Raw genomic sequence first — 14,513 nt, 5'->3', positions numbered from 1 at the left:
AGCCGCAGCACCGGCAGCCGGCGCTGCGGCTGCCGGCGCTGTGGCAGCCGAGGCTGTGCCCGTCGCCGGGGCGGCGTCCGCTTCCTTCTTGGCGCCTTCTTCCGCCGGAGCGGCGGGTTCAGGCAGCGAGGCGCCCGACTTGTTGGCCATATAGACCACCGCGCGCGCCACTTCGTAGTCGGACAGCGTCGGGTTGCCACCCTTGGCCGGCATGCCGCCCTTGCCGTGCAAGGCCACGTTCAACATGGTGTCGTAGCCCGACTTGATGAATGGCGCCCAGGCGGCGTTGTCGCCCACCTTCGGTGCACCGGCCACGCCGGCGGTATGACAGGCCGTACAGACCGCCGCAAAGACCTGCTCGCCCGTCTTGAAGACCTTGGGCGCGTTGGCGTCCACAAGCTCGAACCCCGCAACCGGGGCGATGCGCTTGGTGACCGCTTCAGGGGACAGGGAATCCGAGCCGGCTCCGGTCTTGGTACCGGAGACCACCATGTTCACCAGCAGAATGATGATGGCGATGGGGATCACGAAAGACAGGACGATCGTGACGACCAGTTGCTTGGGGGTCTTGATGGGGGAGGAGTGCTCTTCTATGTGTTCCTGCTCGTTGCTCATGACCAAATCCTGCTAACGGGTGGGGCGCCTGGCGGCGGCAACAGAAAATCAGTAACTGCACAAATCGGCGGACAAGTCGGGCATCCGCCTGCAAGCAAACGCTGGATTATATAACGGTGTCAGGGACGAGCGTCCAATGCATCTGACCGGGTTTTCGATGAGATTGGCGGAAGATTTGACCCACTTCATGCAGCCTATCGAAAACTAGGTACAATGTCGCCTCCTTGCGCTGCGCCCGTAGTTCAATGGATAGAATGAGAGTTTCCGAAGCTCTTGATACAGGTTCGATTCCTGTCGGGCGCACCATCAAAGTGCACAGTGCTTGTGTACTTGCGCAGTACCCCCTTCGCCTTTCCCGCCGCTTTACCCCCCCTCGCAATTTTCCATCCCGGCTTTCGTACGCTTGCCTCCTGCCTGCCTGCCACTGCCGCAATGCCGCAATGCCGCACATGCCACGCATCCGGCCCGTTGCCATGTTGTGAAAAGTGGACATCACGCCCCATTACATTTTTGAGAATGCGAATCGATTTCATCGATAGTAAGATCGCGCCACTTAAAAATTCTCGGATCTTGGAATGCGGCGCGTCATCTTTTCAGCATGTCTTTTGAACACGGCGGTTCCGCTGGCGGTGGCCGACGAAGCCGGCACAACATCACCCGTTCAGCTTGAGGCGGTCAGTGTCTACGGCGATGCCGAGCGTGCCGATGGCCCGGTGATCGGCTATCGGGCCACGCGTTCGCTCAGCGCAACGCGTACCGACACCGCGCTGCACGACGTGCCGCAATCGATCACCGTGGTGCCCCGCGACGTCGTCGAAGACACCAATGCAACCCGCCTGGAACAAGTGCTGGATTACGCCGGCGGCGTCGGCCGCGCCAACAACTTCGGCGGGCAGGGGCTGACCACCGTCACCGTGCGCGGATTCACCACCGGTGAGTACTATCGCAACGGCTTTCCCATCAATCGCGGCTATCCCAACGCGCCTGACTCCTACACGCTTGAACGGCTGGAAGTCATCCGGGGGCCCAACACCAGCCTGTACGGCCGGGGAGACCCCGGCGGTACCTTCAACGTGGTGACCAAGCAGCCCGAGGCGGAATCGCGCGTAACCGTGGGCACGCAAGTCGACACGCACGGCATGCGCCGCGCCACTATCGACACTACCGGCGCGCTCAATGACGACGGCAGTTTGACCTATCGCATCAATGCGCTGGCCGAAGGCGGCGACAGTTTTCGTGATGACGTCAGCACCGAACGCTATGGCATTGCGCCCGTGATCAGCTGGCAACCCAGCGCCGCCACCCGCATCACGCTCGAAGCCGAGGTGATGCGCAACAACCATCCGCTGGACCGTGGCCTGACGCGTTATCCCAACCAGACTCAACGCGCCTCGCGCGACACCAACGTCTGGGAGACAGGCACCGACAACAAGCTGCACAACGACAACAACGTGGTGCAGTTGCGCTTCGAACACGCGCTGAACGACAACTGGAAGCTGGGCGGCGGCGCGCAATGGCTGGACGGCACGCTGAAAGGCAACGCTGTGGAAGCGAACGCCTTGCAGGCCGACGGCCGCACGCTGGGCCGCAACTTCAATTACCGCAAGCTGGACTGGACGGACCGCGACGTCCAATTGAACCTGACCGGCAACTTCAATACGGGCGGCCTGCGCCACACGCTGCTGACCGGCATCGAAGTCGAAGACTACGATTACCAGTCCATCATCCGGCGTTCGGCCGCGGGCGCCGCCGCTTATCCTATCGATCTGTACGACCCTGTGCTGGGCCAGCCACGCCCCGCGTTGACGCGCATCACCACGCACGACAAGGAAAATCTCAAGACCTGGGCCGCCTTCGTGCAGGACCAAGTCGCGCTGACCGACCGCTTCAAGGTGCTGGCCGGGCTGCGCTTTGAACGCTTTGAGCACACCTACCGCGACCGCCTGCCCGCAGGCGCCAGTTGGCGCACCACGGATACCGCCGTCACGCCGCGCTTGGGTGTCATCTACGACCTGACCGACACGCTGGCCGTCTACGCCAACACGGCGCGTTCGTACAAGCCGAACACGGGCGCCGACCGGCAAGGCAATGGGTTCGATCCCGAACAGGGCAAGTCATTTGAAGTAGGCGCTAAATGGGAATTGCTGGACCGCCGCCTGAGCGTCGACGTGGCCGCCTACCAGATCGACAAGAAAAACGTACTGACGGTAGACCCCGCCGACCCGACCTACCGCGTGGCGGCGGGCAAGGTGCGCAGCCGTGGCATCGATGTGAACGTGGCGGGCAATATCACGCGTGAATGGCGGGTAATTGGCGGCTATTCGTATGTGGATGCCAAGGTCACGGAAGACAACACGCTGCCGCGTGGCACGCGCCTGGCGAACATTCCGCGCAACACGCTAAGCCTGTTGAACATGTACGAATTCCACGAGGGCCCGGCGCGTGGCCTGGGCCTGGGCGCGGGCGTGCGCTATGTGGATGACCGCGCCGGCCAGACCGTGGCGTCTTCCTACAACATGGGCGCCTATGTGGCGGTGGACCTGTACAGCTTCTACCAGGTCAACAAGAACCTGCGGGTGAATCTGGACGTGACGAACGTGTTCAACCGCAATTACGACGAAGGCGCGTTCAATACCTACGTATATCCCGGCGCGCCGCGCACCGCGCAACTGGGTGTCAGCTACACGTATTGAGGCGGGGCGCGCGCGTGTCATGGGGCGGGCCAGAGGGTGCGCGCCCCATGATGTGCGCCCCATGACGTGCGCCCCATGACGCACGCCCCATGACGCACGCCTTATGCAGCGCGCCTTATCCAGCGCGCTGGCCCAGCGCTTTCCCGGGCAAGGACGCCGCACGCCATGACGCCGGAGTCGGGCAACGCGTCAAAGAAATCGACGCGTTGCCGACTCGTGGCCAGACGTTGCCACGGCGGGCGTGGCGATACGGACCGCCTTAATCATCCAACGACGGCACCGTGCCGATTTGCGTCAGGATGCGCGGCGATTCCATATCGCCGGTTTCTTTGTCTATCCACACTTCGTAGGCCGCGACCCCCGCGAATTTGGACGCCATCGAATTAGCGATTCGGATGGCGCCGAATTCGCTGCTGGCCGGACGGATTTCCCCAGGCGCCACGCCGTTGGCGGCGGCGCGATAGGGAACGACGATGTACTGAACAAGATGAGCGGCTTCTGACACAGGATTCTCCCTGGACGACAGTTTTTTGGGCGAGCGAAATGTATCACGTCGCACTGTGTTTTTGTACAGCATTTCGAGGCGTCACACCAACTAATTCTGTCGCGGCGGGAAAACCCCTAGCGCGCAATCGTTGCCCCGATTTCCTGCCACCTCTATTATTTTCGAAAATCTTCACGGTTTTATAAAAGAGGCAGCGATGGAAGCGAACCGGTACGACGCCTATCGAGAAGACACCGCAGGCCGCGCCAATGTGGCCGATTCGCCCGAACGCATCGCCTATTACCAGGAGCTTGCCCGCCTGGAAACCGGCGCCTTGTGGACCGTGGCGAACAAGATCGAGCCCTGGGCGCCGCGCTCGGCGTCGGTGCCGGTGGTGTGGCGCTACCGGGACTTGCGCGGACATGTACTGCGGTCGGCCGAATTGGTGTCGCCTGAAGAAGCGGGCCGCCGCGTCATCTATCTGAACAACCCCGGCCGACGCGATGTGGCCGCCGCCGTGGGCTGGTTGTATTCCGGTCTGCAAGTGATGCAGCCTGGCGAGCTGGCCTCGGCCCACAAGCATTCCCATTCCGCGCTGCGTTTCATCATGGAAGGGCAGGGCGCGTACACCGTCGTGGACGGCCACAAGATGACGCTGGGCGCGAACGACTTCGTGCTGACGCCCAACGGCACCTGGCATGAGCACGGCGTGGCCGAAGACGGCACCACCTGCATCTGGCAGGACGGCCTGGATATCCCGCTGGTCAACGCGCTGGAAGCCGGCTTCTACGCCGTGCACCCCGACCTGAACCAGACCGTGACCTATCCCGTGGACGACACTAGCGCCGCCTGGGGCAACGCCGCCTTGCGCCCGCAGGTATCCGGCTGGACGAAACCTTATTCGCCCCTGTTCAAGTACGAATGGGAACCCACCTACGACGCCTTGCGCCGCTACGCCCGCACCACCGCCGGCAGCCCCTTCGACGGCATCCTGCTTGACTACGTCAACCCCGCCACCGGCGGCCCCGTCATGCCGACCATCGGCGCCAGCATGCAATTGCTGCGGCCGGGCGAACACACCAAAGCGCATCGGCATACCGGCAGCTTCATCTACCAAGTGGCCAAGGGCAGCGGCTATTGCCTCATCGACGGCAAGCGCTATGACTGGACCGAACGCGACATCTTCTGCGTACCGTCCTGGGCCATCCACGAACACGTCAACCTGTCTTCCAACGATGACGCCTGCCTGTTCTGTTTCAACGACCTGCCCGTCATGCGCGCGCTGGGGCTGTACCGCGAAGAAGCGGTCAAGGAAAACGACGGCCATCAAATCCTGATCTAGCGCCGCCCCACCTTCACATCGAATTTTCATCCGCCGCGCGGGTCTGGCCCGCGCGTCTGGCTCAACACGTCTTGAATCTATGGAGTTCCTATGCGCTTGGTGACTTTTCGTGCTCATCCCACCGCCGCCGCCCGGCTTGGCGCGCTGGCCGACGGCTATGTAATCGACCTGGCCTTGCTGGGCGAGGCGGGCGGGGTGGACCTACCCGACGACATGCTGGCGTTTATCGACCTGGGGCCGGTGGCCGTGTCGCAGGCCAGCCGCCTGATGGATGCCTATCGCGGCGAATGGCCCGTGGGCACGGCGCTGCCGCAGGAAAACGTGAAGCTGCTGGCGCCCATTCCGCGCCCGCGCAAGAACATCTTCGGCATCGGCTTGAACTATGTGGAACACGTGGCCGAATCCAGCCGCACGCTGGACACGTCGGCCGACCTGCCCAAGCAGCCGGTGATCTTCTCCAAACCGCCCACCACCGTCATCGGCCCGGGCGAGGCCATCGAGCACAACGCCAAGATCACGCAGCAGCTGGACTGGGAAGTGGAACTGGCCGTGATCATGGGCCGTCGCGCCTCGCGCGTGGCCGAGGCCGATGCGCTGTCGTACGTATTCGGCTACAGCGTCATGCTGGACATGAGCGCGCGCGATTGCCGCCGCGCCGGGCAATGGATCTATTCCAAGGGCCAGGACACCTACGCGCCCTTCGGGCCGTGCATCGTCACCGCCGACGAAATTCCCGACCCGCAGGTGCTGGACTTGTGGCTGACAGTCAACGGCGAAAAGAAGCAGGGATCCAACACGCGCCACATGCTGTTCAAGGTGCCGTTCCTGATTGCGGACATCAGCGCCGGCATCACGCTGGAGCCGGGCGACATCATCGCCACGGGCACGCCCGAAGGCGTGGGCGCGGGCCGCAAGCCGCAGGAATGGCTGTGGCCGGGCGACGTGGTGGTGGCGTGCGTGGAAGGCATCGGCACGTTGCGCCATCCGGTCGTGGCGGTCTAGCTCACGCCCGGCCGACGAGGCGGGCAACGCAGTCTTCAAGGGGAAAACATGATCAAGAAGCAGAAACTGGGCGGCATTGCCGCCGCGTTGTCCGTCGCGCTGGGCGCGGCCTTGTCGATGAGCGCCGCGCGCGCCGCCGACCCCGTCAAGATCGGCTTCATCGCCACCTTGTCCACGCCGGCCGGCTACATCGGCGAGGACGAGCGCGATGCCTTCAACCTGGCCATCAAGCAGGGCGGCGGCAAGCTGGGCGGCGTGCCGGTGCAATTGGTGATTGAAGACGACGGCCTGAAGCCCGCCAACGCCAAGCAGGCGGCCGACCGCTTGATCCAGTCGGGCGTGAAGCTCTTTACCGGCGTCAACTTTTCCAACGTGCTGGCCGCCGTCGTGCCCAGCGTGGTGAAGTCGGGCGGGTTCTACGTCAGCCTGAACCCGGGGCCATCGAACTTTGCCGGTGAGAAATGCGACGCGAATTATTTCGTGGCGTCCTACCAGAACGACGCCTTCCACACGGCGGGCGGCGTGGCGGCCAATGAACTGGGCTACAAGCGCGTGGTGCTGCTTGCGCCCAACTACCAGGCGGGCCGCGACGCCATCGAAGGCTTCAAGCGCACCTACAAGGGCGAAGTGGTTGCCGAGATCTACACCAAGCTGGATCAATCGGATTTTTCGGTGGAGCTGGCGCGTGTGCGCTCGCTATCGCCCGATGCCATCTATCAGTTTCACCCGGGCGGCACCGGCATCAACTTCGTCAAGCAGTACGCGGCGGCGGGTCTGAACAAAAGCATCCCGATGCTGATGCCCAGCTTCTCGATGGACGCGCGCATGATCCAGGCCACCGGCGACGCATCGCTGGGCTCGTACACCACCGGCATCTGGTCGCAAGACTTTGACAACGCGCCATCGCAAGCCTTCGTGAAGGCCTTCAAGGATGCCTACGGCCGCGTGCCGACGGACTATGCGATGCAGGCGTACGACACCGCGCAGCTGATCGGCGTGGGCCTGAAAGCCACCGGTGGCGACTTGTCCAAGGCGGACGCCTTTCGCGCCGCGCTGCGCAAGCCCGACTTCACGTCGCTGCGCGGCAAGTTCAGCATGAACACCAACCAGCATCCGATTCAGGACCTGTACTTGATGCGCATCGAGAAGGACAGCGCGGGTGTGCTGGCGCCGCATCAGGTGCGCAAGCTGGTGGCCGACGATAAGGACGCCTATGCCCAATTCTGCAAGTTGCCATCATGACGCTTCTGTTCGAACAGCTGCTTAACGGCTTGCAGTTCGGCGCCATGCTTTTCATGCTGGCGGCCGGGCTGACGCTGATCTTCGGGATCATGGGCGTGGTGAACCTGACGCACGGGTCCTTCTACATGGTGGGTGCGTACTGCGCGGCCTACGCCATCGGCACCACGGGTTCGTTTCTGGCGGGCGTGCTGGCCGCGTTGCTGGGCGCGGGGCTGTACGGCATATCGGTCGAGGTGCTGGTGATCCGCAAGCTGTACAAACGCGATCACCTGTACCAGGTGCTGGCCACGTTCGGGCTGCTGCTGTTTTCGAACGAGGCCGTCAGCCTGATCTTTGGCCGGCGCCCGCCGCTGGTGGGCATCCCGTCTTTCCTGGAAGGCGCGGTGACGCTGGCGCCCGGTTTTCAGTATCCGGTGATCCGCCTGTCGTTCATCGCCATCGGCGCGCTGGTGGCGGTGGGGCTGTGGTGGCTGGTCAACCGCACCCGCATCGGCATGCTGATCCGCGCGGGCGCGGATGACCGCGAAATGGTCGACGCGCTGGGCGTGGACATCCGCAAGCTGTACACGCTGGTGTTCGGCCTGGGCGCGTTGCTGTGCGGCCTGGCGGGCGTGATGGCGGCGCCGCTGCTGGCCGTGGAAATCGGCATGGGCGAACGCATCCTGATCACCACGTTCGTGGTGATCGTGATTGGCGGGGTCGGCTCGGTGCGCGGCGCGTTGGCGGGTGCCTTGCTGGTGGGCATGGTTGACAGTCTGGGGCGTGCGTTTCTGCCGCAGTTGCTGTCCAAGATGTTCTCGCCCGCCACGGCGGACCCCTTGGCCGCCGGCATGGCGTCGGCCAGTATCTATGTGCTGATGGCGATCGTGCTGATCGCCAAGCCCGGTGGCTTGTTCCCGGCGCGAGGATGATGATGGCAAAGACACTTTCCAATCGCGCCCGCTGGGGCCTGGCCGGACTGACGGTATTGATCCTGCTGCCGGCCGGGGCGCTGGCGTCGGGCTCGCCCTTCTTGATCGGCGTGGTGACGCGGTTTCTGATCTACGGCCTGGCCGCCGTCAGCCTCGACCTGGTGATCGGCTACGGCGCCATGGTCAGTTTCGGCCACGCCATGTTCTTCGGCCTGGGCGGGTACGCGGTGGGCATCATCGCGTTTCACACGGCCGAAGCGGGGCCCATCTTCGGCTGGGCCGGCAGCAATGCCGCGCTGGTCGTGTGGCCCATCGCGCTGGCGGTGTGCGCGTTGGCAGGCTGGGTGTTCGGCTACCTGGCACTGCGCACGCGCGGCGTGCAGTTCATCATGATTACGCTGGCATTCGGGCAGATGGTGTATTTCATCCTGGTGTCGCTGCAATTCTATGGGGGCGACGACGGGCTGATGATTCCGCAGCGCAATGTGCTGCCTGGCATCAACCTGGAAAGCCCGCTGGTTTTTTACTACGTGTGCCTGGCGCTGCTGACGGCGTGGACGCTGCTGTGCATTCGCGTCACCAATTCGCGCTTCGGCATGGTGTTGCAGGCGCTGCGCCAAAGCGAACGGCGCGCCCTGAACCTGGGGGTGGCGCCCACGCCGTATCGCCTGAGCGCGTTTGTGCTGTCGGCGGTGGGCACCGGGCTGGCGGGCGTGCTGTGGGCAAACTACGCCGGGCTGGTTACGCCCGACATGGCCGCGTGGACCAAGTCCGGCGAACTGATGGCGATCGTGATACTGGGCGGTGTAGGCACGCTGCTGGGGCCGATCGCGGGCGCGGCCGTGTTCCTGGGCCTGGAACAGATGCTGTCGTCGCTGACCGAACATTGGCTGCTGTACATGGGGCCGATCCTGGTGCTGGTGGTGCTGTGGGGCCAGAAGGGCTTGTTCGGAAAATTGCTGGAGACTCGCCATGCCGACTGACGCGCAAGACTGCCTGTTGCGGCTGACTCAACTACGCAAGGCCTTTGACGCGGTGGTGGCCACCAATGGGGTGGACCTGGACGTGCGGGCCGGCGAGATCCACGCCATCATCGGCCCCAACGGCGCGGGCAAGTCCACGCTGATCGCGCAGATCTGCGGCGAAATCCGGCCCGATTCCGGCACCATTCATCTGGACGGGCGCGACGTCACCGGGCTGCGTGCGTTTGAACGCGCGCGACTGGGGCTGGGGCGGTCGTTTCAGATCACCGAGCTTTGCCACGAATACACCGCGCTGGAAAACGTGATCCTGTCGCGCATGCTCAAGGGCGGACGCGCGTTCGGCGCGTGGTCCGACCCGCGCCGCGACGCGGGCTTGAAAGCCGAAGCCATGCAGTGGTTGACGCACGTGGGCCTGGCCGAGCGCCGCCATGTTCGGTCCGCCGATCTGGCGCACGGTGAAAAGCGCCAGCTGGAATTGGCGGTGGCGCTGGCGCGGTCGCCACGGCTGTTGCTGCTGGACGAGCCAATGGCCGGCATGGGCCCCGAGGAATCGACCCGCATGACGCGGCTGCTGCAAGGCATGAAGGGCGACTACGGCATCTTGCTGGTGGAACACGATATGGACGCCGTCTTTGCGCTGGCCGACCGCATCAGCGTGCTGGTCTACGGCCGCGTGGTGTTCAGCGGGCCGCCCGACGAGGTGCGCCGCCATCCGGAGGTGCGCGCGGCCTACCTGGGAGAAGAACATGTTGAAGGTTGACGGCCTGACGGGCGGCTACGGGTCCAGCAAGGTGCTGTTCGGCATGTCGTTCGAAGCCAGCGAGGGCGAAGTCATTTCGCTGATCGGGCGCAACGGCATGGGCAAGACCACCACGGTCAAGACCGTGATGGGCATGCTGCCGGCTACCGGCGGCGCGGTGCAGTTCCGGGGGCAGACGCTGGGGCGGTCCGCGCCCAGCACGGTCGCGCGCCTGGGGGTGGGGCTGGTGCCGGAAGGGCGGCGGGTGTTCGGGTCGCTGACGGTGCAGGAAAACCTGGTGGCCACCGCGCGCGCCGCGCCGGGCGGCTGGGACCTGGACCGCGTGTTCACGCTGTTTCCGCGCTTGAAAGAGCGGCGCGCGCAGTCCTCGCGCACGCTGTCGGGCGGCGAACAGCAGATGCTGGTGGTGGGCCGCGCGCTGATGACCAACCCCAAGCTGCTGATCCTGGACGAAGCCACCGAAGGGCTGGCGCCGCTGATCCGCCAGGAAATCTGGCGGTGCCTGCGGGCATTGAAGTCCGAAGGCCAGACCATTCTGGTCATCGACAAGAACCTGCCCGAAATGGCAACGCTGGTCGACCGCCATTACATCGTCGACAAGGGCCGCGTGGCCTGGTCGGGCAAGCCGGCCGAGCTGTCGGCGCAGCCCGAGCTGGCGCAGCGCTATCTGGGAATATGAGGCCGCCGCGCGCGAGTAGAATGAGCCGCCTGTGCGCGGATCGGCGGACGCGCCGCTGACATCTGGAGAGCATGTTGAAGCCAAGAATCAAAGCTTCCCGCCAGGACGATCCCGGATCGGACGGGAACGCCGACGTTGAAGACATCACGCTGTCCGAGCAGGTCTACCGCCTGCTTCGACGCGACATCATGAGCGGCGCCTTCGCGCCCGGCCAGTCGCTGCGGCTGGAATTGCTGCGGCAGCGCTACGGCAGCAGCTTTTCGCCGATCCGCGAAGCGCTGAACCGCTTGCGCAGCGAACGCATGGTCGTGAACACCACGTCGCGCGGGTTCAGCATCGCGCCCTTGTCGGTCGACGAAATGTGGGACGCCTGTGAAACCCGCATCCTGATCGACTGCGACGCGCTGCGGCGGTCGCTGGCCAACGCGGACGACGCCTGGGAAACGCGGCTGGTGGGCGCGTACCACGCGCTGACGTTGGCGGCCCAGCGCGCGGGCCAGGGCCCCGCGCCGTCCGACGAACTGGAAGAACTGCTGGAAGCCCGCCACCTGGATTTCCATCACGCCTTGATCGGCGCCTGCCGCTCGCACTGGCTGCTGGACCTGTCCACCCAGCTGTATGCGCAAACCGAACGCTACCGGCGCCCGGCGCGCGCGGGCGCCACCGCCTACGGGCCCGAGCGCAACGTTGACGACGAGCATCGCCAGCTGCTGGACGCCGCGATATCCCGCGACGCCGAGCGCTCGGTGGCCATGCTGGCCGCGCACTACCGCAAGACCGCGCAATTCATCGAACGGATCATTTCACAGCCCGACCCCCAGGCACGACATGCATAAGCCCGACATCGACCTTTTCTTTCCCACCATCGCCGAACGCGAGGTGCAATACAACGCGCGTGAATCGGTGGCGGACTTTGATGCCTGCGTGCGCCGCTACGCGGAGTCGTCCGCGCGCGTGCGCTCGCGCCGCCCCGCCGTGCTGGACCTGCGCTACGGCATGGGCCAGGACGAACGCCTGGACCTGTTCCTGCCTGCCGCGTCGCGCGCGCCGGCGCCGGTGTTCGTCTTCATTCACGGCGGCTATTGGCGCGCCCAGCGCAAGGAAGACGCGCCGGTCATGGCCGAGGCCTTCAACGCGGCGGGCGCAGCCGTGGCCACGCTGGAATACACCTTGGTGCCCGAAGCCACCCTGGGCGAAGTGGTGCGCGAAGTGCGTAGCGCGGTGGCCTGGCTGTACCAGAACGCGGCGGCCTATGGGGTGGACCCGGAACGCATCTACGTGGGCGGCAGCTCGGCCGGCGGGCATCTGGCCGGCATGCTGGTCGCGCCCGGCTGGCCCGCGCGTTATGGCGTGCCGGACGACATCATCAAGGGCACGCTGGCCTTGTCCGGCCTGTTCGACCTGCGCCCGCTGTGCGACATCCTGCCCAATACCTGGCTGCGATTGACGCCCGAGCAGGCCGCGCATCAAAGCCCCATCTTCAACCTGCCCGAGCGGGCCGGCCCGATGCTGCTGGCGGTCGGCGGGCTGGAGACGCAGGGTTTCAAGAACCAGACGGCGGCATTTGAAGCCGCCTGGAACGCGGCGGGTCTTGCGTCCACGCGCATTGCCACACCGCACTGCAACCACTTCGACCTGGTCAATGAACTGGAAGACGCGGACAGCCCGCTCACCCGCGCCACCTTGGCGATGATGGGGCTGGCCGATCGCTGACGGCGTTGCAGATGGCGGACCTGAAACTTCTGGAAGACTTGATCGCGCTGGCGCGCACGGGCAGTTTCGTGCGCGCGGCCGAGCTGCGCCATGTGACGCACCCCGCGTTCGGCCGGCGCATCCGCGCGCTGGAAGCCTGGGCGGGCGCGCCGCTGGTCGAACGCCAGCACCTGCCCGTGACGCTGACCGCGCAAGGCGAGGCGCTGCTCAAGACGGCCACGCAGGTGGTCGAACAGATGGGTTTGGTGCGCCATCGCATCCGCAGTTCGGGCGCGGGCGGCGAGGCGGTGCTGCGCATCGCAACCGGCCGCAGCCTGGCGCGTACGCTGGTGGCCGACTGGATCGCGCGCCTGCGTCACCGCGCGCCCAAGGTGCTGACCGAAGGCACGCAGGTTGAGTTGTCCACGGGCCAGGCAAAAGACCTGGTGGTGCGCCTGGAGCAGGGCAAGGTGGACTTGCTGTGCTGCTACGAACACCCGGCGCTGTCGGTGCCGCTGAGCCCGGCGCGTTATCGCTACATGACGCTGGCCACCGACAAGCTGGTGCCCGTCAGCCAGGCGGACGCGCGCGGCCGCGCTCGCTACGCGCTGAAAGACGGCGGCCCTGCCGTGCCGCTGATCACCTATACGGGCGGGCTGGCAATGGAACGCATCGTGGGCGACCGCCTGGAAACCACGCCGTACGCGTTGACGCCGTTCGTGCGCAGCGACTCGCTGGACGCGGCGCATGGCGCGGTGGCCAAGGGCTTGGGCGTGGCGTGGCTGCCATGGTCGATGGTGGCGGCCGATTGCCGTCGCGGCGCCTTGGTGGCCTTGGGCGGGCGCAGCGAAGAGATCGCCTTCGAGGTGCGGCTGTATCGGCCGCGCGCGCGCCTGACGGATCTGGCGGAAGCGGCCTGGGAGGCCACGGCGAACCGCAAGGCCTGAGGCCGGCATCGTGCCAGGCAAGCTTGCAGGCTGGGCAGGATAAGCACGGGCATGTGCCGTTTCGGCACGACGGTGTCACACGGCCGCCGCGAAAATACCAGCCTATACCTCCAACGAGACGGCCACGCCGTCCACCCCTCAGCACCCCAAGGAAGAAAACATGAAGTCCGTACTGCATCCGCTGCGCGCAGCGCTTGTTGCGTTTTGTGCCGCCTCGGCCGTGGCAACCGCCCCGGCCGCCTTCGCCGCCGACTACCCGGCCCGCAGCGTGTCGCTGGTGGTGGGCTATCCCGCCGGCGGCAGCCTGGACCTGACGGCGCGCCTGTTGGGCGAAGAGCTGGGCAAGCGCCTGGGCCAGACCGTCGTGGTTGAAAACGTGGGCGGCGCAGGCGGCACCATCGGCGCTCAGCGCGTGGCACGCGCCGCGCCGGACGGCTACACGATTTTCCTGGGCTCCACCAACGAAATGGTGATTGCCCGCATGATCAACACGGCGGTCAAGTACGACAGCGCCAAGGACTTCACGGCCCTGGGGCTGGTGGCCTCGCAGCCCATGCTGCTGGCGGCCAGCAAGAATTCCGGCGTGAAGACGGCCGCTGACTACCTGCAAAAGCTGCGCGGCGCAGAGCCGGGCACGTTCAACTACGGCTCGTCCGGCGTGGGCACCACGCTGCATCTGGCCGGTGAAATGATCAACCAGGCCACTGGCACGCGCGCCGAACACGTGCCGTATCGCGGCGTGTCGCCGCTGGTGACGGACCTGATGAGCGGCCAGCTGGACTACGGCATGCTGGTGCTGTCCTCGGGCCTGCCGCAAGTGCGCAGCGGCAACATCGTGGCGCTGGGCCTGACCGAGAACAAGCGTTCGCCGGCCGCGCCGGAAATCGCGCCGCTGGCCGCCACGCCCGGCTTTGAATCCGTCGACATCAACCTGTGGTTCGCGCTGTACGGCCCCGCCGGCTTGCCCGAGCCGGTTGTGGCAAAGCTGCGTACCGTGCTGGACGAAACGCTGAAGTCCGAATCGTTCCGCAAGAAGATGCAAGAGGCGGGCGGCGAAGTGGCCCAGCCGGGCGTCGACCTGGTGGCCTACCAAGCCGAAGAAACCAAGAAGTACGGCGCGCTGGTCAAGGCCGCCAAGATCGAAGCGCAGTGATCGACCCCCA

14 protein-coding genes and 1 tRNA gene are annotated in these 14,513 nt (G+C 65.4%); 13 read left to right on the top strand and 2 right to left on the bottom strand.

Annotated features, from left to right (window positions below; all coding sequences use genetic code 11):
- A partial coding sequence (locus tag AC6LJY_RS22715) for a c-type cytochrome (RefSeq protein WP_498136814.1) occupies positions 1-615 on the bottom strand: 615 nt, incomplete at its 3' end.
- Positions 616-846: 231 nt separating this feature from the next.
- Between AC6LJY_RS22715 and AC6LJY_RS22710 the strand changes: the two genes are divergently transcribed.
- Positions 847-921: transfer RNA gene (locus tag AC6LJY_RS22710), tRNA-Arg, on the top strand.
- Between the two features lie 299 nt (positions 922-1,220).
- Positions 1,221-3,308, top strand: coding sequence for a TonB-dependent siderophore receptor (locus AC6LJY_RS22705; RefSeq protein WP_498136813.1), 2,088 nt, complete (start codon positions 1,221-1,223; stop codon positions 3,306-3,308).
- 259 nt (positions 3,309-3,567) lie between these two features.
- Here the strand turns inward: AC6LJY_RS22705 and AC6LJY_RS22700 are convergent, their stop codons facing one another.
- Complete coding sequence (locus tag AC6LJY_RS22700) at positions 3,568-3,813, bottom strand: hypothetical protein (RefSeq protein ID WP_006217094.1); 246 nt, start codon at positions 3,811-3,813, stop codon at positions 3,568-3,570.
- Between the two features lie 196 nt (positions 3,814-4,009).
- Between AC6LJY_RS22700 and AC6LJY_RS22695 the strand changes: the two genes are divergently transcribed.
- The 11 genes from AC6LJY_RS22695 to AC6LJY_RS22645 all read left to right on the top strand — a co-directional run bounded on the left by AC6LJY_RS22695 (position 4,010) and on the right by AC6LJY_RS22645 (position 14,503).
- The gene (locus tag AC6LJY_RS22695; RefSeq protein ID WP_314365231.1) at positions 4,010-5,134 is read left to right on the top strand and encodes a cupin domain-containing protein; all 1,125 of its coding nucleotides are present in this window, start codon (positions 4,010-4,012) and stop codon (positions 5,132-5,134) included.
- A gap of 90 nt (positions 5,135-5,224) precedes the next feature.
- The gene (locus tag AC6LJY_RS22690; protein ID WP_120153622.1) at positions 5,225-6,136 is read left to right on the top strand and encodes a fumarylacetoacetate hydrolase family protein; all 912 of its coding nucleotides are present in this window, start codon (positions 5,225-5,227) and stop codon (positions 6,134-6,136) included.
- A 48-nt stretch (positions 6,137-6,184) separates the two neighbouring features.
- Entirely contained in the window at positions 6,185-7,378 is a 1,194-nt protein-coding gene (locus AC6LJY_RS22685; RefSeq protein WP_498136812.1) for an ABC transporter substrate-binding protein, read from the top strand.
- A complete protein-coding gene (locus tag AC6LJY_RS22680) occupies positions 7,375-8,289 on the top strand; it encodes a branched-chain amino acid ABC transporter permease (protein WP_046806597.1) in 915 nt (304 codons plus the stop codon). The genes AC6LJY_RS22685 and AC6LJY_RS22680 overlap by 4 nt, the downstream gene beginning before the upstream one ends.
- Entirely contained in the window at positions 8,286-9,272 is a 987-nt protein-coding gene (locus AC6LJY_RS22675; protein ID WP_046806596.1) for a branched-chain amino acid ABC transporter permease, read from the top strand. The genes AC6LJY_RS22680 and AC6LJY_RS22675 overlap by 4 nt, the downstream gene beginning before the upstream one ends.
- On the top strand, positions 9,262-10,032 hold the full coding sequence (locus AC6LJY_RS22670; protein WP_498136811.1) for an ABC transporter ATP-binding protein: 771 nt from the start codon (positions 9,262-9,264) through the stop codon (positions 10,030-10,032). The genes AC6LJY_RS22675 and AC6LJY_RS22670 overlap by 11 nt, the downstream gene beginning before the upstream one ends.
- Positions 10,019-10,711, top strand: coding sequence for an ABC transporter ATP-binding protein (locus AC6LJY_RS22665; protein WP_046806594.1), 693 nt, complete (start codon positions 10,019-10,021; stop codon positions 10,709-10,711). Before AC6LJY_RS22670 ends, AC6LJY_RS22665 begins: the two co-directional genes overlap by 14 nt.
- A 74-nt stretch (positions 10,712-10,785) precedes the next feature.
- On the top strand, positions 10,786-11,547 hold the full coding sequence (locus tag AC6LJY_RS22660; RefSeq protein WP_498136817.1) for a GntR family transcriptional regulator: 762 nt from the start codon (positions 10,786-10,788) through the stop codon (positions 11,545-11,547).
- Positions 11,540-12,424, top strand: a complete 885-nt coding sequence (locus AC6LJY_RS22655) for an alpha/beta hydrolase fold domain-containing protein (RefSeq protein ID WP_314365218.1) — start codon at positions 11,540-11,542, stop codon at positions 12,422-12,424. The genes AC6LJY_RS22660 and AC6LJY_RS22655 overlap by 8 nt, the downstream gene beginning before the upstream one ends.
- Before the next feature lie 11 nt (positions 12,425-12,435).
- Positions 12,436-13,350 (top strand): LysR family transcriptional regulator, encoded by a 915-nt coding sequence (locus AC6LJY_RS22650; RefSeq protein ID WP_046806592.1) that lies wholly within the window; start codon positions 12,436-12,438, stop codon positions 13,348-13,350.
- 160 nt (positions 13,351-13,510) lie between these two features.
- The gene (locus AC6LJY_RS22645; protein ID WP_120153628.1) at positions 13,511-14,503 is read left to right on the top strand and encodes a Bug family tripartite tricarboxylate transporter substrate binding protein; all 993 of its coding nucleotides are present in this window, start codon (positions 13,511-13,513) and stop codon (positions 14,501-14,503) included.
- The last annotated feature ends 10 nt before the right edge of the window (positions 14,504-14,513 follow it).

This window comes from Achromobacter sp. RT286_PF (genome assembly GCF_059760425.1).
Note: the sequence above shows the minus strand (reverse complement) of the source record. Positions and strands in the feature narration are given on the sequence as shown.